We start from the raw sequence: 21957 nt of genomic DNA, 5'->3' as shown, positions 1-21957 counted from the left end.
CGGTCACGCCATGGACCGCAGCGGCGGGGCCTGCCACGTCACCCCCGGCGGCTGGAGCAGGGGCGAGGGCTCGGGGCCGGGATCCTCGACGTCGACGACTCCGGCGGCCGCGTGGTCGAAGCCGGCCGGCCAGCGGGTCCGCTCGCTGGCGAGGGCGCCGGTCAGCCGGGCCTCCGCGAGGTCGGCGGAGCTCAGGTCGGCGCCGCGCAGATCCGCCAGCCGGAGGTCGGCCCGGGAGAAGACCGCGCCGCGGGCATCGGCCTTCCGCAGGTTCGCCTCGCGCAGATCGGTCTCCGTGAAGTCGGCGTCCCCCAGATCGGTCTCGACCAGCTTCGCGCCCCGCATGTCGGCCAGGACGCAGCGAGCACGCCGGAGGATCCCGGTCGTGAGATCGGCGTGCCTCAGGTTGACCGAGACCAGGGACGCCTGGGTCAGGTTGACGCGGTAGAGACTCGCCGCCTCCATGACGGCGCGGTCGAGGTTGACCTCGGGAAACCACAGCCCGTCGCAGTCCGCCCGGCGCAGATCGGTGTTGCTGAGATTGACCCAGGACTGCTCCCGGTTCTGGCACAGGACCCCGAGCGCCGTCAGCGCCACCTGCGCGTCGGCCGTGCGGGTCTCCAGCGGGGCCATGTCGTTGATGTGCACGTCCGGCGCCGGCGACTCCGGTGCGGAGGGCGGCCAGGGCAGGCGGGTACGGAGATAGGCGGCCTGGATCGAGATGACGGCCTCCCGGTCGCGGGGGGACTGCTCCGCGATCCGCCACAGGGCGTGCAGTCCGCCGATACGGACATCCGGCTTGTCGCTGCCGAGCTGGTCCACCGCCCGGCTGAACCGGTCGGTCACGTACCCCTCCTGGGTGGCACGCAGACCGTCCTGGCTCACCCGCAGCTGGCGCCACGTGGCGTAGGCCCCGAAGAGCAGGACGAGGCCGCCGATCACCTGGAGCAGCGTCGTACGGACATCGTTCACCGCCTTCAGCCGGTCCTGCGCGGCGACGCTCGCCCCGGCCAGATCGTGGTCGACCACCACACCCGGCAGGACGACGAAGACCGAGACCAGAACGGCCGGCACCGCCAGGCCCGCCGCCACGGCTCCGGTCGCACGATGTCCGACGGCCCTGCGGAACCGTCCCCGCCGCGCCTGGCCCCGCTCTCCCCGTTCCATGGGCACGAGAGCCTAGGGTGCGCCCCCGAAGACGATCAAGAGACCGTCGCGTGGAGGGAGACGGCCAGGATCTCGGGAGCCGCCTCGGCCAGGGTGGCGAAGTGGCGGTGCGCACCGGCGGTCGGCCCGGGGGCGTTGACCGTCCAGACCGTCATGCCGGCGTCGAGGCCAGAGCGGACACCGGAGGGCGCGTCCTCGATCACCAGACAGTCGGCGGGCGAGGCGCCCAGCCTCTCGGCCGCCAGCAGGTAGGGCGCCGGGGACGGCTTGCCCTCGGCGACGGAAGCGGCGTCCACCACGAGGCGGGGGAGCGGAAGGCCGGTCCGCTCGAAGCGGCCCCGGACCCGGTGCTCGTAGTTGGAGGTGACGAGCGCCCAGGAGCCGGGAGGGAGGGCGGCGAGAAGCTCGGCCGCGCCCGCGAAGGCGGAGTACGTACCGGTCCGCACGTCCGCGTCCTCCAGCTCGTGCAGCAGCGCCAGGCACGCCTCGGGGTCGAGGCCTGGCGCGACGGCGGCGAAGGTCTCGACGGGCCGGGTGCGGAGCGCGACCGCGTACACCTCCTCCCCGTCGAGCCCGTGACGGGCGGCCCAGGTGTGCCAGACGCGCCGCTGGTTGGCGACGGCGTCCATGAGCGTGCCGTCGACGTCGAAGAGGATGAACTTCCCGGTCATGTGGGTGGAGCTTAGTGACCGGGGTCGGGCGCGCCTCGTTGCCCGTGGCATGAAGAGCACCCTTCCCCTCGCCGTGGCCACGGCCACCGTCGCGGGCCTCGGCCTCGCGAGCGCGGCGGACGCCGCGCCGACCCCGCCCACCCGGATCTTCCTCACGATCACCTCCGGCGCGACCGGGGACGTGAAGGAGGTCTACCTCGGCTGCGGCCCCACCGGCGGCAACCACCCGCGTGCCGAGTCCGCGTGCGTCGCACTGGACGAGGCGGGCGGCGACTTCGACAGGCTGGAGGGCCAGTCCGACATGGTGTGCCCGATGATCTACGAACCGGTGGTGGCGGAGGCGCAGGGCACGTACGACAACGTCCCGGTGGGCTGGAAGAGGGAGTTCGGGAACGCGTGCGAGCTGAACGCGAAGACGGGCACCGTCTTCGCGTTCTGACGCTCACATCCCCGCGTACGTGACGAACGACGCCCAGGCCGTCGGAGCGACGGCGAGCTGGGGCCCGTGCGGGACCTTGGAGTCGCGCACGTGGATTGCGGCGGGGGCGCCTTCGGCGCCGTTGTGGGCGGGCTGGCGCCAGTCGTAGGCGACTTCAATACAGTTGCCGCCTTCGCCGCTGCTATAGCTGCTCTTGAACCAAGCAAGTTCCGTGCTGCTCATAGCTCTCCCAGCCTCTTCTCGATGTGCGCGAGGGACTCGTGGGGCGTGAGTGCCTGCGCCCGGATGATCCCATAGCGCTCGGCGTACTGGCGCACCTCTTCCGGATCGGTGATCAGTCGGGCGTGCCCGTAGATCTCGGTGTAGGCGACCTCGCGTCGCCCCTTGGGAGTCAGCAGGGTGAACGAGCCGTCGAGTGAGGGGTGCTCTTCCCTCTGGAGTGGCATCACCTGGAGGTGAACAGTCCGCCGCCTGCCGATGTCAAGGAGCCGGCGCAGTTGCTCGCGCAGGACCTCCGTGCTGCCCGTCGGTCGGAGCAGGATCGCTTCCTCCAGGACGAAGCTGATCGTCGTCGGTGGCCACTTGTCGAAGATCGCCTGGCGGGCCAGGCGGTCCGCCACCCACTTCTCGATCGTCTCCTCGTCCCACACCGGGCGGCGGTGGCGGAACACCGCCCTCGCGTATGCCTCGGTCTGCAGGAGGCCTGGGACTGCCTGCACCTCGTAGTAGTGCATGGCAACCGCCTGCGCCTCCGCGTCGGCGAATCGCCGGAACCAGTCCGGATGCCGCGTCCGCGCCCGCGCCAGCGCCTCGCGGACGTCGTCCACCGCCGCCAGCAGTACCCCGCCGGCCGTCAGGACGGGGTCCGCCCGCAGCAGGAAGTCCGGCTGGGGCGTCCGTACTCCGCGCTCCACCGACGAGACCAGGTCCTCGCTGCAGTGCGTGGCCGCCGCCAGCTCCGCCTGGCTCAGGCCGGCGTTTCTCCGCAGCACCTTGATGATCTTCCCGAGCGCACGGAACAGGTGCGCCGTACCGTCGATCTCGGACGGCCGCTCCGGCCGTTCCTCCTGGTTCCCCGACATCCGTACCGCCTTCTTGGCGTACCCGTACCGTCACTCAGCGTCGTACCGTCGCTGCTGGTCAGGGTAGGTCCGGGGCGCGAGGCTCGGCCCCATGAAGTCCGAAAACGCCACTCCCACCAGTGAATTCGTCCTGCGCCTGTCGGCGACCCGCCGCGGCGCCCGGCTCGCCCGTCTCTTCGCCGTGCAGCAGTTACGGGACTGGGGCGTACCCGATCCCTCCGCCGCGGAGCTTGTCGTCGCCGAGCTCGCCAACAACGCCGCGACCCACGGGCGCGTGTCCGGCAGGGACTTCGAGGTGCGGATGGAGCGGGAGGACGACCACGTACGGATCGAGGTCTCGGACGCGCGGGGCGAACGCGCACCACGGCCGGTGGCCATGCCCGACGAGGGCGGATACGGGCTGCTGCTCGTATCCGCCCTCGCCAGTGCCTGGGGCGTGAAGGACCGCTGCGTCGGCAAGACGGTCTGGGCGACCGTGCCGTGCGGGCCCCGCTCGGGCGGCTAGAACACCTGGTTGACCGGCGCCGAGTCCCAGAGCAGACCGCCGGTCACGGCGGGCTTGAACGGGGACGTCGTGTTGCCGGTGCCCGCGTAGAACTTGGAGACCGAGCCGCCGACCGCGTAGAGGTCGTTGCGGCCGTCGCGGTCCGCGTCGCCGATGCCGACGAGGTGGGTGAAGGAACCCCAGCCCGCGCCGATCTTCGTACGCGGGGCGAAGGTGCCGTTGCCCCGGCCCTCGTACAGCCACAGGACACCGGCCGTGTCGCGGGCGACGAGGTCACCGGCGGTGGTGCCGGCGATGTTGCCGACGGCGGTGAGCTGGTTGAAGATGCCCCAGCCGCTGCCGACCTTCACCCGCGCGCCGAACGGCGAGGCCGCGTTGCCCGTGCCCTTGTAGAACCACAGGGCGCCCGTCGTGTCGGTGGCGAGCAGGTCGGACCTGCCGTCACCGTCGAGGTCGCTGCCGCCGGTGATCTTGTTGTACGTGTTCCAGCCGGCGCCGATCTTCGTACGGGCGGCGAAGCCGCCGTCGCCCCTGCCCTGGTAGAGCCAGAGGACGCCGGCCGTGTCGCGGGCCACGAGGTCGCCGGTGGTGGTGCCGGCGATGTTGCCGACGGCCTCCAGCTGGTCGTAGATCTGCCAGCCGCTGCCGACCTTCACCCGGCCCGTCGAGTACGGATACTGCGCGGACGGCACCTTGACCGAGTCGTCGCGCCACAGGACGCCCGAGGCGTCGCGGGAGAGGAGGTCGGGGCTGCTGTTGTCCGTGTAGTCGTGCAGGCCCGTCGTGCGGGTGACCTTGAAGGTGCCGGACTCCTTGAGGTCCGGGCCGAGGCCGTTCTGCGGCGTGGCGTCGAACTCCCAGGTGTAGTCGCCGGCCGGCGCGAAGGACGAGGTGTCCCCGGGGCTGGAGAGGAGCCCGTTCCAGGCGAGGTCGACGACCCGGGTGCCGCTGGTGGGCGCGCCGGTGAACGTGCGCTGCGCGGTCTTCCCCGTACGGTTGTGACGGATCGTCACGGTGCCATTGGCGTTGTGGCGGGAGAGGGTCCAGCTCAGCTTCGCCGTGCCGTCGTTCGCGTCCAGGTCGACGACCGCGGGAACGTCCGTCTTGACCAGCTTGAGCGCCGTGGGCATGCCGGTGCTCGCGACGAGCGTGGCCGTGGGCGTGCCGTCCGCCCCGAGGGCGACCCGGTAGATCCCCTCGCCCTGGGCCAGGGTTCCGCCGCGCACCAGGAGCGCGCCGTCGGGGGTGGGGACGGCGGACGTGGCGTGGTCGAGCAGCTTCACCGTCCGCTTGTCGACGACGTTGAGCGCGGTGAACCCGAAGCGGTCGGACGGGAACTGCTCGTTCTGTGCGTACGGCAGCGGGGTGTAGGCCAGCCAGTCGCCCAGGATGCTGACGTGGGCGCGGAGGCCGTTGCCCAGGTCGACTGCCTTCACGGCCGGGCTGCCCTCCCCACCGCGGTCGGCGTACTTCAGCTCGTTCTTCGCCGTCGAGACGCCCTCCACCCAGGCCAGACGGCCCGCGGAGACCGCCGAGTCGACGACGTGGGTGGCCGGGCCGACCTCGCGCTTCTCCACGACGGAGGCGGTGTCGACGTCCACGACGGCGAGGTAGAAGCGGGTGGCGTCGGCATCGTCCACGGTGTAGCGGACGAACATGGTGGTGGCCGAGACCGTCTCCATGTTCTGGTACTGGAAGTTCGCCGGGAGACCCGTCACCTTCCGGTCGGAGCCCTCGCCGATGCCCTCGCCGACGAGGCGGAGCCCGCCCAGTTCGGTGTTCGAGTCCCAGGACGAGAACACGAGCTGACGGCCGACGAGCCCGCGCCACCGCAGGCGGGTGTCCGGCTGCTCGATGACCTTCGGCGCGCTGCCCGGCGACGCCATGTCATGAAGCAGGTAGCTGGTCTTGGCGTCTTCGTTGGTCGCGATGGTGTCGGTACCGCCGACGTAGTACCCGCTGTAGCGCCTGGGCAGCTCCGTGGTCGTGCCGGTCGCGGTGCTCGTCCAGCGGAAGTTGGTCCCCGTGTCGGTGGCCTCGGCGGCCAGGAAACCGCTCTGGCCGGCGCCGACGATCCGGGTGGTCGCGGGGATGGAGATGGCGGCGTCCTGCGCGTCGGCGGGCGCGGCCGAGGCCGCCCGGACGACGCCGGCGGGTGCCGTGGGTGCTGCGTTCGCGTGGGCGGCCGTGGTCAGGGCCGTACCCGCGGTGACCGCCAGGACCGTGGTCACGGCGGCGGCGAGGCGATGACGAGCGGCGACTCGTACGTGGAACAAGAGAGGTCCTCCCCCAGAGAGACCGGGCGCACTGTGCGCCACGCCCGGTCAGACTCATGATCGCGGGGGAGGGTTGTACAACTGTTCGTCAGTGGTGCGGATTTGCTCTCGTCACACGACCGAGGTGTGCGTCAGCGGCATGTCGTACGGCACGTCGGCGTACTCCTTCGCGCCGAAGGGAGCGGTCGCGCTTCCGGTGCCCTTGTACAGGTACGTGCCGTTGGGGCCGTACGCGAACAGGTCGTTGCGGCCGTCGCGGTTCGCGTCGCCGATGCCGACGAGGTGGGTGTACGCGTTCCAGCCGGAGCCGATCCGCGTACGGGGCGCGAAGGTGCCGTCGCCCCGGCCCTGGTAGAGCCAGAGGACACCGGAGGTGTCGCGGGCGATCAGATCGCCCGCGGCGGTGCCGGCGATGTTGCCGACGGCGGTGAGCTGGTTGAAGATGCCCCAGCCGGTGCCGACCTTCACGCGGGCGGAGTACGGCGCCGTGGCGCTGCCGGTGCCCTTGTAGAGGTAGAGGGCGCCGCTGGTGTCGGTGGCGAGGAGGTCGGGGCGGCCGTCGCCGTTGAGGTCGGAGCCGGCGGCGATCTTGTTGTAGATCTGCCAGCCGGGGCCGATCTTCACGCGGCTCGCGAAGGTGCCGTCGCCCTTGCCGAGGTAGTGGTAGAGGACACCGGTGGTGTCGCGGGCGACCAGGTCACCGGCCGGGCTGCCGGCGATGTTCCCCGCGGCCTCGATCTGGTTGAACATGTTCCAGCCGGAGCCGACGAGCGTCTGCTCCGCCGGGCGCAGCTGCTTGTTGGTGGCGTCGTAGTGGGTGTCGGTACGCCACAGCTTGCCCGCGCTGTCGCGCACGAGCACGTCCGGGGAGCCGTTGTCGTCGAAGTCGTGCGGGGCGGCCTTGCGGGTGGCCGTGAACGCCCCCGTCTCCTTCAGCGCCGGCCCGATGCCGTTCATCGGCTGGGCGCTGATCTCCCAGGTGTACGCGCCGGGGAGGGCGCTCTCGACGCCGTAGACCTCGTTCTTGACGTCGGCCGTCCAGTCGAAGCGCACGACGCCGTTCTCGGGCTGGACGAAGCCCGTGACGTACGCCTTGCCGGTCGCCGTGTGCCGGAGGGTCACCGTGCCCGTCACGTTGTACCGGGAGAGGGTGAACTCCACCGGCGTCCTGCCGCCGTTGGCGTCGAGGTCGATCGTGCCGGGGACCTTGCTGCCGAGCAGGGCGACCTTGGTGGACTCGCCGCTGCTCGCGACGAGCGTGGCGGCCGGGGTGCCGTCGGCGCCCGGCGCGATCCGGTAGACGCCCTCCCCCTGCTCGACCGTGCCGCCACGCACCGTCTGGGCGCCGTCGGGCGCGACGGCGGCGGTGAGGGTGTGGTCGAGGAGCTTGACGGTGGTGGTCCCGTCCTTCAGGCTGCGCGCGGTCAGGGCGGCCAGCGGCTCGGGCTCGATGTCGGCCGAGAGGCCGCTGCGGGTGCCGTACGTGACCCAGTCGCCGACCAGGCCGACCTCGATGTCCTTGCGCCAGGCCGTGCCGACCTTGAACTCCTGGACGTTCTTGGTGGCACGGTCGACGGCCATGAGTGTGACGGCGCCGTCCGCTTCGTACTCGGCCCACGCGAGGTGCGTGGCGGAGACGGCGAAGTTGCTCTTGCCGGTGTCGGAGGCCGGGGGGACCGCGTACGACTCCGTGATCGCGTTGGTGGTCAGGTCGAGCAGGCCGACGTACTTCTGGATGTCCGTGCCCGAGACGGTGGCGTACGTCACGAGGGCATGGGTCGCCGTGCCGGGCTTGACGGTGACGCCTGTGGCGTCGCCCGGGAGGCCGGTGGTCATCTTGCCCGTCCAGGCGCTCGCGGCGCTGTACATGTGGATGAGCTGGTCACCGTTGTCGTTGAGCACGGTGGTGAACAGGGCCTTGCCGGCGGCGCCCGCGTACGTGTGGCCGGTCCCGAAGGAGATCGACTTGAGCTTCACGCCCGTCGCGATGTCGGTGAGGGAGGCTCCGGTGTCGCCGTGCGAGGCCACGAGGTTCCCCGAGCCGGTGCTCACGTAGCCCCAGCCGATCTCCTTCGCGCCGGAACCGTTCGCCGGGACCCAGAGGGCCGAGTAGGTGGGGCCGGACTCGTCCACCGGCGGGCCCTCGACGGAGGCCAGGAAGCCCGACTCGGTCGCACCGAAGAGGGTGCTCCTGACCGGGAACGGCGCGACGTCGGCCGCTGCCGCGGCGTGGGCGGCCTCGACGGCCGGAGCGGCGACCGCCGGAGCGGCGAGCGCGCCCCCGCCGGCGGTGACGGCGAGCACGGTGACGACGGCGGCGACGAGCCGACGCCGGGCGGGACGAGCGTGGATCAAGGGGGTTCCTCTCAAGCGACCGGGCGCACCAGGGGTCGTGCGCCGGGTCAGACTGATGATCGAATCAGAAGGTTGTATGTGTCTGCGGTTCCTTCACGGCCCTCAGGCGACCGCGGGGCTGCCCGTGACTCCGCCGTCCACGCCCGTGAGCTCCCGCCCGCGGAAGGGGGCGCTCGCGCTTCCCGTGCCCTTGTACAGGTACCCGGTGCCGATGCTCCAGCTGTCGCCGGGGGTGTACGCGAACAGGTCGGGACGGCCGTCGCGGTTCGCGTCGCCGACACCGACGAGGTGGGTGTACGCGTTCCAGCCCGCGCCGATCCTCGTGCGGGCGGCGAACGTGCCGTTGCCCCGGCCCTGGTACAGCCAGAGCACTCCGGCCTTGTCGCGGGCGACGAGGTCGCCTGCGGCGGACCCGGCGATGTTGCCGACGGCGGTGAGTTGGTTGTAGATGCCCCAGCCTGCGCCGACCTTCACACGGGCGGAGAAGGGGGCCCTCCAGTTGCCGGTGCCCTTGTAGAGCCAGAGGGCGCCGCCGGCGTCGGTGGCGAGGAGGTCGGGGCGGCCGTCGCCGTTGAGGTCGGAGCCGGCGGCGATCTTGTTGTAGACGCCCCAGCCGGCGCCGATCTTCGTACGGCCCGCGAAGGCGCCGTCGCCCTTCCCGAGGTAGAGCCAGAGCGTTCCGGCCCTGTCGCGGGCGACGATGTCACCGGCGGACGCGCCACCGACGTTGCCCACGGCCTCGATCTGGTCGTAGATGTTCCAGCCCGAGCCGACGACCTTCCGCTCCGCCTCCACCAGCTGGCCGGAGTTGGCGTACGGGGAGTAGTAGGAGCCGACGCGGACCAGCCGGCCGGACGAGTCCCGCAGGAGGACGTCCGGCGAGCCGTTGTCGTCGAAGTCGTGCGGCGCGGCCTTCCGGACCACCTTGAACGTGCCGGAGGAGGCGAGGTCCGGCCCGATGCCGTTGAGCGGCTTCGCGCTGAGCGCCCAGGTGTAGTCGCCGTTGTAGGCGCTGCGGGCCCAGTCGAGGTCGCCGGCCCAGTCGAACGCGTACACCGGACTGTCCGGCTGGTCGTAGAGGTACGCGACGGTCGTCTGCCCGGTCCGGGTGTGGCGCAGGGTGACCTTCACCTCCGCCTGGCCCCGGGACAGACGCCATTGGAGCGGAACCCGGCCGCCGTCGGCGTCGAGGTTGATCGTGCTCGGGACGTTGTGCTCGACGAGCGTCAGCCGGGTCGGTTCGCCGGTGCTCGCCACGAGGGTGGCGGCCGGGACGCCGTCGGCGCCGGGCGCGACCCGGTAGAGGCCCTCACCCTGGGCGATCGTGCCGCCGCGCACGACCTGGGTGCCGTCGGGGGCGGCAGCGGCCGAGGTCAGGTGGTCGAGGAGCTTACGGGTCGTCTTTCCGTCCGTCAGGTTCCGGGCGGTCAGGGCGTTCAGGGGGCCCGGAGCGCCGTTCCTGAGCGCGCCGCGCTCTCCGTACGTCACCCAGTCGCCGACCAGGCCGACCTCGAGCTCGCTCGCCCACTGGTCGCCGAGGGGGAACGACTGCTTCAGCCCGGTGGAGCGGTTGAAGACGATCACCGTCGCCCGGTACGTGGCGGTGAGCTCGACCCAGGCGACGTGCGTCTTCGAGACGGCGATGTCCCCGCTCGCGGCGGGCGCGGGAAGGGCGTACGTCTCGGTCACCGCGCCGGTGGCGAGGTCGACGAGGCCGAGGAACCGCTTGGTCTCCTCCCCGGTACCGGTGGAGTACGTCAGCAGGCCGTGGTCGGCCGTGCCCGCCCTGACCGCCATGCCGGCGGCACCCGCGGGGAGGCCGGTGACCGGAGCCTCTCCACCGCCCGAGGTGTGGATGAAGAGGTCCCTGCCGCCGCTCCCGTTGTCCGAGGTGGTGAAGAGCGCCTGGCCGGCGGCGCCCACGTACTCCCGGAGGAGCCCTCGCGGGCCCAGGAAGACGCTCGTCAGCTGCCGGCCGTCGGAGATGTCCACGAGCTTGGCGTCGTCGCCCACGCGCATGCCCACGAGGTTCCCGGAGCCGGTGCCCTGGAGGGGGAAGGTCGACGACAGTTCCTTCGGAGCGGAACCGTCCGCCGGCACCCAGCGCCGGTCGAACGACGACTGGCCGCGGGTCAGGTAGCCCGACGCGGTGGCCCCGAAGATCAGGTCGCCGCGCGGGAAGGCGATGACGTCCTGTGCGGCGGCCGCGCCCGCCCGCGCCGTGCCTTCGGCGGCCGGAACGGCGCTCGCCGGTCCGGCGAGCGCGCCCCCGCCCGCGGTGACGGCGAGCACGGTGACGACGGCGACGACGAGGCGACGACGCGCGGGACGAGCGTGACTCAAGACAGGTTCCTCTCAGGCGACCGGGCGCACCAGGGATTGCGCGCCCGGTCAGACTCGTGATCGACAGGAAGGGTTGTGCGAGCGCCCGACGTTCGTCGGCGATCAGGCGAAGTGGTCGTACCGGCGGTCGGAGCCGTCGGAGTACGCGCCGATCTGCTCGCGCGAGCGGAACGGCGCGCGCCAGTCGCCCGTGCCCTTGTAGAGGACCGGGCCGTGGGGCTCGGCCGTGTTCACCGCGTACAGGTCGGGGCGGCCGTCGCGGTCGGCGTCGCCGGCGCCGACGAGGTGGGTGTACGCGTTCCAGCCGGAGCCGATCTTCGTACGGGCGGCGAAGGTGCCGTCGCCCCTGCCGAGGTAGAGCCAGAGCACGCCTGCCCTGTCCCGGGCGACGAGGTCCCCGGCGGGGCCTCCGGCGATGTTGCCGGTGGCGGTGAGGTCGTTGTAGATGCCCCAGCCGTGGCCGATCCTCTTCCGTGCGGAGAAGGGGGCCTGGTGGTTCCCGGTGGCCGGGTAGAGGTACAGGTCACCGGCCTTGTCGGTGGCGACGAGGTCGGGGCGCCCGTCGCCCGTCAGGTCACTTCCGCCGGCGAGCCGGGTGTACGTGTTCCAGCCGGCGCCGATCCTCGTGCGGGCGGCGAAGGTGCCGTCGCCCTTGCCGAGGTAGCTCCAGAGGACTCCGTCCCTGTCGCGGGCGACGAGGTCGGCGGCGGCCTGGCCGCCGAGGTTGCCGGTGGCCTCGACACGGTCGTAGATCTGCCAGCCGCTGCCGACGAGTTCGCCCGGGTTCTGGTCGAGCTGGCCGAGCTCCGAGCGGTAGAACGCGTCGCCCCGCCACAGCCGGCCCGACGTGTCCCGCGTGAGCACGTCGGGGGAGCCGTCGCTGTCGTAGTCGTGCGGCGCGGGCGGGCGGGTGACGGTGAAGGTGCCCGAGGCGCGCAGGTTCGGGCCGATGCCGTTGAGCGGCCTGGCCTCGATCTGCCAGGTGTACGGGCCTGCTGTCGCCCCGCTCCAGAGGTCGGGCTCACCGTTCCAGGCCACGTCGCCCGCCCAGTCGTAGGAGGCGCGGTGCGGGTCCTCGTAGCTGACCGAGAGGGGATGGACGTCATCCGTCCGCGTCTCGCCGGTGCGGGTGTTGCGCAGGGTGACGGTCATGGTCACGTTGATGCGCGAGAGCCGCCACTCCATCCGCGCCCGCCCGCCGTTGCGGCTCAGGTCGATCGTCGCGGGGATGCTGTGCCCCAGCAGCGTCACCTTCGTGGACTCACCGCTCGTGGCGACCTGCGTGACGGCGGGCGCGCCGTCGGCCCCGGCGGAGATCCGGTAGAGCCCCTCGCCGCCCGCCAGGGTGCCGCCCTGGACGGTCAGCGTGCCGTCCGGGCCGGGGAGGAGTGACTTCACGGTGTCGAGGAGCTTGCGGGTGGTCTTCGTCGTCAGGTCGCGCGCGGTGAGCGCGTACATCGGGCTGGGGTTGTGCTCCAGGAGACCGTCGGGCTGCGCGTAGACCACCGAGTTGCCGACGAGACCGATCGTGAGGTTGCCCGTCGCGCCCAGCGGGATGCGTTGGACGGCGCGGGTCGCGCGGTCGAGGACGAGGAGCGTCTTCATCTGGACGTCGGTCTGCTCGACCCAGGCGATGTGGGTGGAGGAGAGCGTGGGCGTGCCGCTGACGCGGATCGTCTCGCGGGTCTCGGTGACGGTCGCCGTCGCGAGGTCGACCAGGACCCAGTGGGACGCCGAGGGTGAGGCCGTCTGGACCGAGAGCAGCGCATGCCCGCCCGCCGCGCCCGCGACGAAGACCGAGGTGGTGTTCGCCGGCAGCCCGGTGACCGTGCGCTGGACGAGGGAGGCGGCGTCGGGTTGGTCGACGAGGCGGAGTGCCATGCCGCCGGTCGCCGGGTCCGTGGCGCTGACGAAGAGCGTCGAGCGCACGGCCCCGGCGAACCGGGCGCGTTCGCCGATGCCTTCCAGATTGACGGAGAGGACCTTTGTGTCCGTCGCCATGTCCCGGAGAGTGACGAAGGGGCCGCTCTGCCGGACCACCACGTCGGAGTCGCGCGAGCCGAAGGTGAAGGGCGCCGTGACGTCGGTCGTCGACCCGTCCGCGTACCGGGTCCAGCGTGCCGGAAGGGGGTGGCCGTCCCTTCCCCAGGTGAGGAAGCCGGTCCTGCCCGCGCTCACGAGGTCGGCGTCCTGGGGGAACGGGACCGCCGCCTGCTGCTGCCCGGTGGCGGCGGCGGTGGCCGGCGAGACCCCGGGCGCCGCGTCGGCGGCGACCGCCGGGGCGGCGCCCAGCGTCGTGGCGAGCGCGACGGCGACCGACACGGTGAGTCTGCGGCTCGCGGCATGGGACTGGTGACGCATGGGCGGTGGCCCTCCCCTGAGGCGACCGCACGGCGCGGCGAAGGGCGGGCGCGCGGGCGGTCGGAAGCATCGGAGGCGGCCGGAGGTTTCCCCCCATCCGGATCATCGCCTCACGTGATCTGATCGCCGGAGGATAGCAATCCGGGCCGACAGGCGTCACCAGGATTCCCGCCGCTCCACGACACCCCGGACGAACGCCGCCTGCCCCGCGTGCTGGTTGTCCTCCGCGATCACGCTCACCAGGCGCACGCCCAGCGTGACCGGCGGGTCCCAGGCGTCGTCCACGACGCGGCCGAGGTCCGCGTTCGTCAGGGTCCCGAGGTGTTCCAGGGACCGCGCGTGCACCGCGTCGTAGTAGCCGAGCAGCAGCTCCGCCGGGGCCCTGACCTGGGCGACCTGACCGCTGGAGTGGCCGTAGCCGGTGGCGCGCGCGGAGAAGGGCAGGCCGAAGCGGTCCTTCCAGCCGTCCTCCGTCCAGACCTGCCCGGTGCCGAACACGCCCGCGACGTGGTCGTCCTGGATACGGGTCAGATGCCAGACCAGCCAGGCGATCGAGTTCGCGTCCTCGTCGATCCGCTCCGCCAGCTCGTCCTCGGACAGCCCTTCGACGGCCCCGTGCACGGCCTCCTGGACGCGCCCGAACGCGTCCAGCAGCAGGTCGGCGCTCTTCATGTCCCTCAACTCCTCGCTCGGTGTTCCCACCAGTGGGCCACCGAGGAGACGTGGGGCAGGTCAGAAAGGCCGGGGAGGCGGCCGGGAGGCCGGGGAGTTCACCTGCTCGGTGGTGGTCGGCGGGCCGTGCCGGCGAGCTACGCGCCCGCCTCGCCCTCGTCGTCGCGCGCGGCCCGGGCCGCCTGCCACTCCTTCAGTACCGTCTCCACCTCGAACGGCTTGAGGTTCAGCGGCGGGCCCGCCGGCGGGCGGAGCAGGGCCGCGGCGATCTTGGTGTTGATCTCGCCGAGGATCCGGCGGACCTGGGGCTCCGAGACGGCCCGGTCGACCGCCTCCCTCGCGTCCTCGGCCTCCTTGCGCAGCGCCAGCGAGGGCGGGAGGACGGGTGTGCCTTCGCGGTGCAGCTTGCTCTTGACCCACCACAGCGCGTCGTACGGCGCGCTGTCGTCGTCCAGCGGTTTGCCGAAGCCGGGCAGGTTCCGGAAGTCACCGCGCTCCGTCGCCTCGCGGATCTGCTTGTCCACGAACGACTCGAAGCTGACCCCGGGCGGTTTGCGTTCGGTCATGTGTCCAGCCTAAAAGGCAGGAGCCCCGCTCGTGCCCGAAAGCACGGAGCGGGGCTCCTTGGGTACTTCTCTAGCCGTGCGCGATCGCCGACCCGGGCAACTTAGGCCGGGGTGACGTTCTCCGCCTGCGGGCCCTTCGGGCCCTGGGTGACGTCGAAGTTCACGACCTGGTTCTCCTCGAGGGAGCGGAACCCGGACGCGTTGATCGCGGAGTAGTGGACGAAGACATCCGGGCCGCCGCCGTCCTGGGCGATGAAGCCGAAGCCCTTTTCAGCGTTGAACCACTTGACGGTTCCGGTAGCCATAAGCCCTCCTTGGGCCAAAGGGTTGCCCTGCTCCAGAACCTGAAACAAGTCTGAAAACTACAAAAGCCTGCGGGTCACATGCTCCGCAGGCTCTGTACTGCAAGGGAAACCAAACTGCAACTTGCGATGAGCGTAGCACGCAGGGTGTGCGGCGCACTAGAGGGAAAGATCACGTCACTCACACGTTTGACGAACTCCTGATGTGCTGACGTCCGCGCCACGCGCGGCCCCGGCGATGTCCACCGTGCGAGACGGGTCTAGCCTCGCGCTGTGGACAATGCAACCGATGACCACCAGCGCAGCCGGCCCCGCGTCGGACACATCCAGTTCCTGAACTGTCTGCCCCTCTACTGGGGCCTGGCCCGCACCGGAACGCTGCTCGATCTGGAGCTGACCAAGGACACACCGGAGAAGCTCAGCGAGCGGCTGGTGGGCGGCGGGCTCGATATCGGCCCCATCACCCTCGTCGAATATCTCCGCAACGCGGACGATCTCGTCGCCCTGCCGGACATCGCCGTGGGCTGCGACGGCCCGGTCATGTCCTGCGTGATCGTCTCCCAGCGGCCGCTGGAGCGGCTCGACGGTGCGCGGGTGGCGCTCGGGTCCACCTCCCGTACCTCGGTACGGCTCGCTCAGCTGCTGCTCGCCGAGCAGTACGGCGTACGGCCGGACTACTACGCGTGCCCGCCCGACCTCGGCCTGATGATGCAGGAGGCGGACGCCGCCGTCCTCATCGGCGACGCCGCGCTGCGGGCCTCCCTGCACGACGCCCCGCGGCTCGGTCTCCAGGTCCACGACCTGGGGCTGATGTGGAAGGAGTGGACGGGCCTGCCCTTCGTCTTCGCGGTCTGGGCGGCGCGCAAGGACTTCCTGGCCCGTGAGCCGGAGACCGTGCGCGAGGTCCACGAGGCGTTCCTCGCCTCGCGGGACCTGTCGCTGGTGGAGGTCACCAAGGTCGCCGAGCAGGCGGCCCGCTGGGAGTCCTTCGACGCCGAGCTCCTGGAGCGGTACTTCCGGACCCTGGACTTCCGGTTCGGCCCCGAGCAGCTGGCGGGGGTGCGCGAGTTCGCCCGCCGGACCGGTCCGACGACCGGCTTCCCGGCGGACGTACGGGTCGAGCTGCTCGGCGCGGCGCGGCGCTGAGGCGTCAGGGGGACGGGACCGGGCCCTGCATCTGCCGGCTGATCCACGCGATCGAACCGTCCCCCATGCCCCGGACGTAACTCTTCGCGTTGTGCCCGCCGCCCTGGATGACCTGCAGCCGGGTCTTCACCGGGCCTTTGGTGTGGTTCCTCATGAAGGACTTCAGGCGGCCCATGCCGGACTCCTCGGTGCCGATCTGGAACGCGAGATAGACCCGGTTCTTCTCGGTGTCCGGTTTCGCGCCGAGCGCCTCGGCCAGCCTCTCCGGGTTGTTCGCCTGCCGCTCGGCCTCGTGCCCCGCCCACAGCGGGGAGTCGGGGACGGTGTCGGGGCCCGAAGCGATCACCGCCTTGAACCGGTCCGGCCGTTGGAGCACGGCCTTGAGTCCGGCGAAGCCGCCCGAGGACGAGCCCATGAAAGCCCAGCCGTCACGGGACGCGAAGGTACGGAAATTCGCGCGGACGAAATCGGGCACGTCCTCGGTGAGCCAGGTGCCCATTTTCGGCTGCCCGGGTATATCGCTGCCGTCGTAGTAGTAGTTGTCGTCGGGGTTGAGGACAGGCATCACGACAATGAACGGCAGGCTCTTTCCCTCCTGCGACCATGCGGTGATGCTCGACTGGAGTTTGAGGTCCGTGCCCATCCAGTAATTCAGCGGATAACCGTTTCCGCCCGGCAGTGCCACGAGCACCGGGAAGCCGCTGCCGGCGTACTTCGGGTCGAAATACTGCTTCGGTGCCCACACCCACACCTTGCCCGTGAAACCGGACTTCGCGCCCGCGAGCGTCGTCACGCCGATCCTGGTGCCGTCGTCCAGGGTGTTCGCCGTCGTGAAACTCGCCTTGGGGCCGGTGGGGAGAACCGTTTCGGGGCCCCGCCCGTCGCCGTTCTTCGCGGCGCCCCCGGCGCCCGCGCCCTGGGCCCGCGACGTCGACTCGGGGGTGTCGAACGTGACCGGCGCGCCCTCCTCCGAGCAGCCGGTCACCAGGGCGGCGGCCGTACCGAGGGCGAGAGCGGTGGCGAGGAACCTGGGGAGGCGGGACATGGGGCGACTCCGGGCGTTTCGGGCACGGTGGTGGATTACGGAAAGGAGGAGGGTCGTGGTGGGCGATCGGTTGGCTGGGTACGGTTCCGAATCGTGGTGATCCGGCCCACGGTTCGGTGACACAGTCGGCCTACGGGGTTCGGTGAACAGCCGGCCCACGACCCGGTTCGGTCCACGTTCCGGTCCATCCAGGGGGAGAGATGCAGCCGCTCGACGCAGGGGAGCCGAGGACCATCGGCACCTACCGGCTCCTCGGCCGGCTCGGTTCCGGCGGGATGGGCCGCGTCTATCTGGCCCGCAACGAGGGCGGCCGGACCGTTGCCGTCAAGATCGTGCACCCGCACTTCGCCCTGGACGAGCAGTTCCGGGCCCGGTTCAGGCGCGAGGTCGAGGCCGCCCGCAGGGTCGGCGGCCGGTGGACCGCGCCCGTCCTGGACGCGGACCCCGAGGCGCCCGTGCCGTGGGTCGCGACCGGGTACGTCGCCGGGCCGACGCTCGCCCGGGCCGTCGAGGCGGTCGGCCCGCTGCCCGAGCACACGGTACGGACGCTGGGCGCCGGCCTCGCCGAGGCGCTGGCGGGCGTGCACGCGCTCGGCCTGGTGCACCGCGACGTGAAGCCCTCGAACGTACTGGCCACCCTGGAAGGCCCCCGGCTCATCGACTTCGGCATCGCGCGGGCCACGGACGGCACGGCGTCGCTCACGGCGAGCGGGGTCTCGATCGGGTCACCCGGCTACATGGCGCCCGAGCAGATCGTCGGGCAGGGCGCGACCGGTGCGTCCGACGTCTTCTCGCTCGGTGCGGTCCTCGCGTACGCGGCGACGGGCGCACCGCCCTTCCCCGGCGACACCTCGGCCGCCCTGCTCTACAAGGTGGTCCACGAGGAGCCCGAACTGGGCGCGCTGGAGGGGGATCTGCGCGAGCTGGTGGCGGCCTGCCTGGCGAAGGACCCGGCAGCCCGCCCGGCCCCGTCCGCGCTCGCGGCCGCGCTGGCCCCCGCCGGTGCGGACGCCCTGGTGGCGGCGGGCTGGCTGCCGACCCCGCTGGTGGAGCAGATCAGCCGGACGGCCGTGCAGCTCCTGGAGCTCGACGCGCGTACGGGAGGGATCGGGGCCGATCCGAACGTCTCGGGTCCCGTGCCCTTCACGGCGCCTTCGGCATGGGAGCCCGCCCCCGAGGGGCCCATGACCGGTCCGCCGTCGGGGGTCTTCGGGCCTCCGCCCCTCCTGACGCCCGACGCCGCGGGCGGCCACCCCGGGCCGCCGGCTCCCGGGCCGCCCGCTCCCGGGCCGGGCGTCTTCGGCCCGCCGTTCTCCCCGAACGCCTCGTTCTCCCCGAGCGCCTCGTTCTCCTCGGAGTCGCCGGACTTCCCCCTGACCCCGGCCGGGGGTCAGGACTCCACCGCTCCGGGAGGCGAAGCCCCCCGGCGGCGGCAGGCCACGCTCTCGCTCGCCGCGGGGCGGCGGGTCAGCTGCACGGTCGCGCTGGCCGTCGCCGGTGCGCTCGCCGCGGTGACGCTGGGGGCGGGGTACCTCTTCGACCTGATGCCCGGCGGGCGGCGCGCCGCCGACGCCGGCAGGACCGGCGGGAGCACGGCGAGCCCTCCGGCCGACACCGAGCCCACGAAAAGGACCCCCACCAGCGGTTCCACGCCCACCCCGACGCCCACCGCGACGCGCACCCCGACCACGGCCCCGGCCGTCGGCTCGGTCCCCGCCGCCTTCGTCGGCACCTGGACCGGGCCCACCACCGAGCGCAACGGCTCGCCGCACGGAGAGCTGACCGCGGTGGTGACCAAGGGCGGTGCCGGCGAGGACGTCGTCCGCACCACCCACACCATCAGCCTCCTCGGCACCACCGTGCGGTGCCACGGCATCGGCGCACTCGCTTCCGCCACCGCCACCGAACTCCGGATCGACGACCGCACCGACCCCGACCGCCCCGGCACCGCGGGCCTGTGCACCACCGGCGAGTCCTCCTTCACCCTCACCCTCGCCCCCGACGGGACGCTCCGCTACCGCTCCCACGAGGAGGCCGCGGGGCTTCCGACCGGCACCCTGCGGAAGTCCTGAGAAGCGCTGGCGTAGGCTGGCTCAGTCCTTAGATTCCACCCTCCGAAAGGGACTCAGCCGGTGACCGAGAAGGCCGACCTCCAGTCCGTCCTCGACCGCGCCGCAGAGGGTGGCAGGATCACCCCCGAGGAGGCGCTCGACCTCTACCGCTCGGCGCCGCTGCACGCGCTGGGCGCGGCCGCCGACGCCGTGCGCCGCCGCCGCTACGCCGGTACGGAGCACATCGCGACGTACATCATCGAGCGGAACATCAACTACACGAACGTCTGCGTGACGGCCTGCAAGTTCTGCGCCTTCTACGCCCCGCCGAAGGACACGGCCAAGGGCTGGACCCGCGACCTCGACGACATCCTGCGCCGCTGCGCGGAGACCGTGGAGCTGGGCGGCACCCAGATCATGTTCCAGGGCGGCCACCACCCGGACTTCGGCGTCGAGTACTACGAGAAGCACTTCGCGGCCATCAAGAAGGACTTCCCGCAGCTGGTCATCCACTCCCTCGGCGCGTCCGAGGTCGAGCACATGGCCCGCATCTCGGGCGTCTCCGTCGAGGAGGCGATCACCCGCATCCACGAGGCCGGTCTCGACTCCTTCGCCGGCGCCGGCGCCGAGCTGCTGCCGGAGCGCCCGCGCAAGGCGATCGCCCCGCTCAAGGAGAGCGGCGAGCGGTGGCTGGAGATCATGGAGATCGCGCACGGCCTGGGCGTGGAGTCGACGTCCACGATGCTGATGGGCACGGGCGAGACGAACGCCGAGCGCATCGAGCACCTGCGGATGATCCGTGACGTGCAGGACCGGACGGGCGGCTTCCGGGCCTTCATCCCGTACACGTACCAGCCCGAGAACAACCACCTGAAGGGCCGCACGCAGGCCACGCTCTTCGAGTACCTGCGGATGATCGCGATCTCGCGGCTCTTCATGGACAACATCGCGCACATCCAGGGCTCGTGGCTGACCACGGGCAAGGAGATCGGCCAGCTGACGCTGCACTACGGCGCGGACGACCTCGGCTCGATCATGCTGGAGGAGAACGTCGTCTCCTCCGCGGGCGCCAAGCACCGTTCCAACCTGCGCGAGATGATCGACATGATCCGTACGGCGGACCGGGTGCCGGCGCAGCGCTCGACGACGTACGAACACCTCGTCGTCCACGAAGACCCGGCGAACGACCCGGTCGACGAGCGGGTCGCCTCGCACATCTCCTCCACGGCGATCGAGGGCGGCACGGCGCACCCGGAGCTGAAGCTCCTGAACGCCAACTGACGCGTCCGTGCTGACGATCCACGTCGCCGAGGCGTCGCCCGAGACCGCCGTCCTGGTCGACGGCGCGCGCCTCGCCGCCGTCGGCCCTTACGACGACCTGGCCGCCGTGCGGCCGGAGGCCCGGGTGCGGCGGTGGCCCGGCATCCTCACGCCCGGGCTGCTCAACCCGTACGCGCCCGAGCTGCTCGAAGGCGCCTACGTCCCCGACCCGCGGGAGGCCGAGGAGTTGGGCACCGAGCCGATCACCGGCCCCCGGGCGCAGGCGCTCTTCCGCGCCGACCCCGCGCGCCGGGGCGCCTCGGCGCGGCGCGGCGTGCAGCGGATGCTGGCGCACGGGACGGTCGCGGTCGCGGGTGAACTGCGTGGCCGGGCCGCCGTGGACGCGGTGCGCCGGGCCGGACTCGCCGTCGGCCGCCGTCCCGAGGTGCTGCCGGGGCCGCCGTCCTTCTCACCGGTACCGCTCGTGCTGCTGCCGCCCCTGGCGCCGGGCGGCCCCGCCCGCTTCGCCGTCTTCGACGTCCCGGACCGCGCCGCCCTCGTCCGGCTCGGCGCCTCCACCTGCGTGGCGACCGTCATCGACGGCCGCCTGGTCCACCGCAGCCGCTAGGGGGTGCGGGGGCCCACGACGCCCGGCCCTCGCGACGCCCGGCACGGCATCGTGCCGGGCCCGCGGCGCCTCGCCGAGCTCACACCCGCGGTGACACCGCCGGGCCCACGCCGCCGGGCCCATGCCGCCGGGCCCATGCCGCTGGGCCCATGCCGCTGGGCCCATGCCGCTGGGCCCATGCCGCTGGGCCCATGCCGCTGGGCCCATGCCGCCGGGCACACGACGCCCGGGCGCATGCCGCCGGGCACACGACGCCCGGGCCGGGTGGGCCGGGCGTCGTTCAGCCGCCCTGGACCGGGGGTGCGTCCTTCTTCTCGACCGGGTGCTCGTCCGCGTACCGCACCAGGTCGAGCAGGCGTGAGTCGCGGGCTACGGCGAGGAGTTGCTCGGGCGTCACCGGCGCCGTGGCCTCGCCGGCCGCGACGGAGAACCTGACGGCGCTCCGGCCGTACGAGAAGTCGACCCAGGACGTCCAGGTGTCGGGCCCCTCGGCCATCAGCGACCGGAGCCTGGCCTTCTGGTCCCGCGCCCCGTCGAGCGCGGCCGTCTCGCACCGCGCCCGCTCGTCGGCGGGGCTCGGGCACGGGCGCGGGGCCAGGTCGTCGGACCGCCGCACCGAGAGCGTGAGGTCGAAGGCCGTGCCGCCCGACGTGATCCGGTACGCCTGCGCCTGGTCCTTCACCGGCCGGACGTCGGTCACCGAGGCGGGCAGCAGCTCGTCGAGCACCGCCGCCACCTGCTGCTGGTAGCCCGCGCGCCGCTCCCGTTCGGCGGCCGGGAGGCCTTCGGGGTTGTCCGGCGGCGGCACGCCGGGGGTCTCCTGCACCTGCACCGGGGTGCGGTACGCGGAGGGGGAGGCGTCCGGGGGCGCGGCGGGCGAGGCCGGTGCGCCGCCCGGCCCCGGCAGGAGCGTCAGTCCGAGCGTGGCGGCGGTCACCGTGCCGAAGACCCCGCCGACGGCGGCGAGCCGGGCCCGGCTGCGCCGCCTGCGGCCCTGGGCCATCGCGAGCGGAGCGAGGTCGGGGAGCGGCGGGAGGTCTTCGGTGATGCGGTCCATGGCGTTCCTGAGCAGGGTGGTGTCGTCCACG

19 protein-coding genes are annotated in these 21957 nt (G+C 72.3%); 6 read left to right on the top strand and 13 right to left on the bottom strand.

Translation table 11 applies throughout. The annotated features are described in order from the left end of the window. Nucleotides 1-3 precede the first annotated feature (3 nt). Nucleotides 4-1167 (bottom strand): pentapeptide repeat-containing protein, encoded by a 1164-nt coding sequence (locus tag ACFVGW_RS15250; protein ID WP_385852482.1) that lies wholly within the window; start codon nt 1165-1167, stop codon nt 4-6. A gap of 35 nt (nt 1168-1202) precedes the next feature. Then, the gene (locus ACFVGW_RS15245; RefSeq protein ID WP_385852286.1) at nt 1203-1838 is read right to left on the bottom strand and encodes an HAD family hydrolase; all 636 of its coding nucleotides are present in this window, start codon (nt 1836-1838) and stop codon (nt 1203-1205) included. A 49-nt stretch (nt 1839-1887) separates the two neighbouring features. Here ACFVGW_RS15245 and ACFVGW_RS15240 point away from each other — a divergent pair, with 49 nt between their 5' ends. Further along, on the top strand, nt 1888-2277 hold the full coding sequence (locus ACFVGW_RS15240; protein ID WP_383310817.1) for an SSI family serine proteinase inhibitor: 390 nt from the start codon (nt 1888-1890) through the stop codon (nt 2275-2277). Between the two features lie 3 nt (nt 2278-2280). Here ACFVGW_RS15240 and ACFVGW_RS15235 read toward each other — a convergent pair whose 3' ends face one another. Then, nucleotides 2281-2499: a DUF397 domain-containing protein gene (locus ACFVGW_RS15235; protein ID WP_385852285.1), complete on the bottom strand. Its 219-nt coding sequence runs from the start codon at nt 2497-2499 to the stop codon at nt 2281-2283. After that, complete coding sequence (locus ACFVGW_RS15230) at nt 2496-3359, bottom strand: helix-turn-helix domain-containing protein (protein ID WP_385852284.1); 864 nt, start codon at nt 3357-3359, stop codon at nt 2496-2498. The genes ACFVGW_RS15235 and ACFVGW_RS15230 overlap by 4 nt, the downstream gene beginning before the upstream one ends. A gap of 91 nt (nt 3360-3450) precedes the next feature. On the opposite strand from ACFVGW_RS15230, the gene ACFVGW_RS15225 reads away from it, so the two are divergent. Next, a complete protein-coding gene (locus ACFVGW_RS15225; RefSeq protein WP_385852283.1) occupies nt 3451-3864 on the top strand; it encodes an ATP-binding protein in 414 nt (137 codons plus the stop codon). On the opposite strand, the gene ACFVGW_RS15220 is transcribed toward ACFVGW_RS15225, so the two are convergent. The 7 genes from ACFVGW_RS15220 to ACFVGW_RS15190 form a co-directional block, all read right to left on the bottom strand. Next, the gene (locus ACFVGW_RS15220; protein ID WP_385852282.1) at nt 3861-6140 is read right to left on the bottom strand and encodes an FG-GAP repeat domain-containing protein; all 2280 of its coding nucleotides are present in this window, start codon (nt 6138-6140) and stop codon (nt 3861-3863) included. The two genes, ACFVGW_RS15225 and ACFVGW_RS15220, sit on opposite strands and share 4 nt — an antisense overlap. Before the next feature lie 111 nt (nt 6141-6251). Beyond that, a complete protein-coding gene (locus tag ACFVGW_RS15215) occupies nt 6252-8495 on the bottom strand; it encodes an FG-GAP repeat domain-containing protein (protein WP_385852281.1) in 2244 nt (747 codons plus the stop codon). Between the two features lie 102 nt (nt 8496-8597). After that, nucleotides 8598-10838 carry an FG-GAP repeat domain-containing protein gene (locus ACFVGW_RS15210; RefSeq protein ID WP_385852280.1) on the bottom strand — a complete coding sequence of 747 codons (2241 nt, stop codon included), beginning with the start codon at nt 10836-10838 and terminating at the stop codon, nt 8598-8600. A gap of 102 nt (nt 10839-10940) precedes the next feature. Beyond that, nucleotides 10941-13199, bottom strand: coding sequence for an FG-GAP repeat domain-containing protein (locus ACFVGW_RS15205; RefSeq protein WP_385852279.1), 2259 nt, complete (start codon nt 13197-13199; stop codon nt 10941-10943). A gap of 156 nt (nt 13200-13355) precedes the next feature. Further along, nucleotides 13356-13871, bottom strand: a complete 516-nt coding sequence (locus ACFVGW_RS15200) for a DinB family protein (protein ID WP_383291385.1) — start codon at nt 13869-13871, stop codon at nt 13356-13358. A gap of 137 nt (nt 13872-14008) precedes the next feature. After that, on the bottom strand, nt 14009-14437 hold the full coding sequence (locus ACFVGW_RS15195; protein ID WP_385852278.1) for a DUF1992 domain-containing protein: 429 nt from the start codon (nt 14435-14437) through the stop codon (nt 14009-14011). Between the two features lie 101 nt (nt 14438-14538). Beyond that, entirely contained in the window at nt 14539-14742 is a 204-nt protein-coding gene (locus tag ACFVGW_RS15190) for a cold-shock protein (RefSeq protein ID WP_003967102.1), read from the bottom strand. A 270-nt stretch (nt 14743-15012) separates the two neighbouring features. On the opposite strand from ACFVGW_RS15190, the gene ACFVGW_RS15185 reads away from it, so the two are divergent. Beyond that, nucleotides 15013-15885 carry a menaquinone biosynthesis protein gene (locus tag ACFVGW_RS15185; RefSeq protein ID WP_352188824.1) on the top strand — a complete coding sequence of 291 codons (873 nt, stop codon included), beginning with the start codon at nt 15013-15015 and terminating at the stop codon, nt 15883-15885. A gap of 4 nt (nt 15886-15889) precedes the next feature. On the opposite strand, the gene ACFVGW_RS15180 is transcribed toward ACFVGW_RS15185, so the two are convergent. Continuing rightward, the gene (locus tag ACFVGW_RS15180) at nt 15890-16930 is read right to left on the bottom strand and encodes an alpha/beta hydrolase (RefSeq protein ID WP_385852277.1); all 1041 of its coding nucleotides are present in this window, start codon (nt 16928-16930) and stop codon (nt 15890-15892) included. A 200-nt stretch (nt 16931-17130) separates the two neighbouring features. On the opposite strand from ACFVGW_RS15180, the gene ACFVGW_RS15175 reads away from it, so the two are divergent. Genes ACFVGW_RS15175 through ACFVGW_RS15165 form a run of 3 tightly spaced genes read left to right on the top strand, consistent with a single transcriptional unit; the run spans nt 17131 to nt 20869 of the window. After that, nucleotides 17131-19002, top strand: a complete 1872-nt coding sequence (locus ACFVGW_RS15175) for a serine/threonine-protein kinase (protein WP_385852276.1) — start codon at nt 17131-17133, stop codon at nt 19000-19002. 60 nt (nt 19003-19062) lie between these two features. Then, entirely contained in the window at nt 19063-20262 is a 1200-nt protein-coding gene (gene mqnC / locus ACFVGW_RS15170; RefSeq protein WP_385852275.1) for a cyclic dehypoxanthinyl futalosine synthase, read from the top strand. 7 nt (nt 20263-20269) lie between these two features. Beyond that, nucleotides 20270-20869: a hypothetical protein gene (locus tag ACFVGW_RS15165; protein ID WP_383228491.1), complete on the top strand. Its 600-nt coding sequence runs from the start codon at nt 20270-20272 to the stop codon at nt 20867-20869. 280 nt (nt 20870-21149) lie between these two features. Here the strand turns inward: ACFVGW_RS15165 and ACFVGW_RS15160 are convergent, their stop codons facing one another. Then, nucleotides 21150-21956 carry a hypothetical protein gene (locus ACFVGW_RS15160; RefSeq protein WP_385852274.1) on the bottom strand — a complete coding sequence of 269 codons (807 nt, stop codon included), beginning with the start codon at nt 21954-21956 and terminating at the stop codon, nt 21150-21152. Between the last annotated feature and the right edge of the window lies 1 nt (nt 21957).

This window comes from Streptomyces sp. NPDC127129, from assembly GCF_042671585.1.
Lineage (GTDB): Bacteria > Actinomycetota > Actinomycetes > Streptomycetales > Streptomycetaceae > Streptomyces.
Note: the sequence above shows the minus strand (reverse complement) of the source record. Positions and strands in the feature narration are given on the sequence as shown.

What these genes read in the sequence shown, in the direction of transcription:
- ACFVGW_RS15250 (WP_385852482.1), bottom strand. Translation starts at nt 1,167, where the DNA reads ATGGAACGGGGAGAGCGGGGCCAGGCGCGGCGGGGACGGTTCCGCAGG.
- ACFVGW_RS15245 (WP_385852286.1), bottom strand. Translation starts at nt 1,838, where the DNA reads ATGACCGGGAAGTTCATCCTCTTCGACGTCGACGGCACGCTCATGGAC.
- ACFVGW_RS15240 (WP_383310817.1), top strand. Translation starts at nt 1,888, where the DNA reads ATGAAGAGCACCCTTCCCCTCGCCGTGGCCACGGCCACCGTCGCGGGC.
- ACFVGW_RS15235 (WP_385852285.1), bottom strand. Translation starts at nt 2,499, where the DNA reads ATGAGCAGCACGGAACTTGCTTGGTTCAAGAGCAGCTATAGCAGCGGC.
- ACFVGW_RS15230 (WP_385852284.1), bottom strand. Translation starts at nt 3,359, where the DNA reads ATGTCGGGGAACCAGGAGGAACGGCCGGAGCGGCCGTCCGAGATCGAC.
- ACFVGW_RS15225 (WP_385852283.1), top strand. Translation starts at nt 3,451, where the DNA reads ATGAAGTCCGAAAACGCCACTCCCACCAGTGAATTCGTCCTGCGCCTG.
- ACFVGW_RS15205 (WP_385852279.1), bottom strand. Translation starts at nt 13,199, where the DNA reads ATGCGTCACCAGTCCCATGCCGCGAGCCGCAGACTCACCGTGTCGGTC.
- ACFVGW_RS15200 (WP_383291385.1), bottom strand. Translation starts at nt 13,871, where the DNA reads ATGAAGAGCGCCGACCTGCTGCTGGACGCGTTCGGGCGCGTCCAGGAG.
- ACFVGW_RS15195 (WP_385852278.1), bottom strand. Translation starts at nt 14,437, where the DNA reads ATGACCGAACGCAAACCGCCCGGGGTCAGCTTCGAGTCGTTCGTGGAC.
- ACFVGW_RS15190 (WP_003967102.1), bottom strand. Translation starts at nt 14,742, where the DNA reads ATGGCTACCGGAACCGTCAAGTGGTTCAACGCTGAAAAGGGCTTCGGC.
- ACFVGW_RS15180 (WP_385852277.1), bottom strand. Translation starts at nt 16,930, where the DNA reads ATGTCCCGCCTCCCCAGGTTCCTCGCCACCGCTCTCGCCCTCGGTACG.
- ACFVGW_RS15175 (WP_385852276.1), top strand. Translation starts at nt 17,131, where the DNA reads ATGCAGCCGCTCGACGCAGGGGAGCCGAGGACCATCGGCACCTACCGG.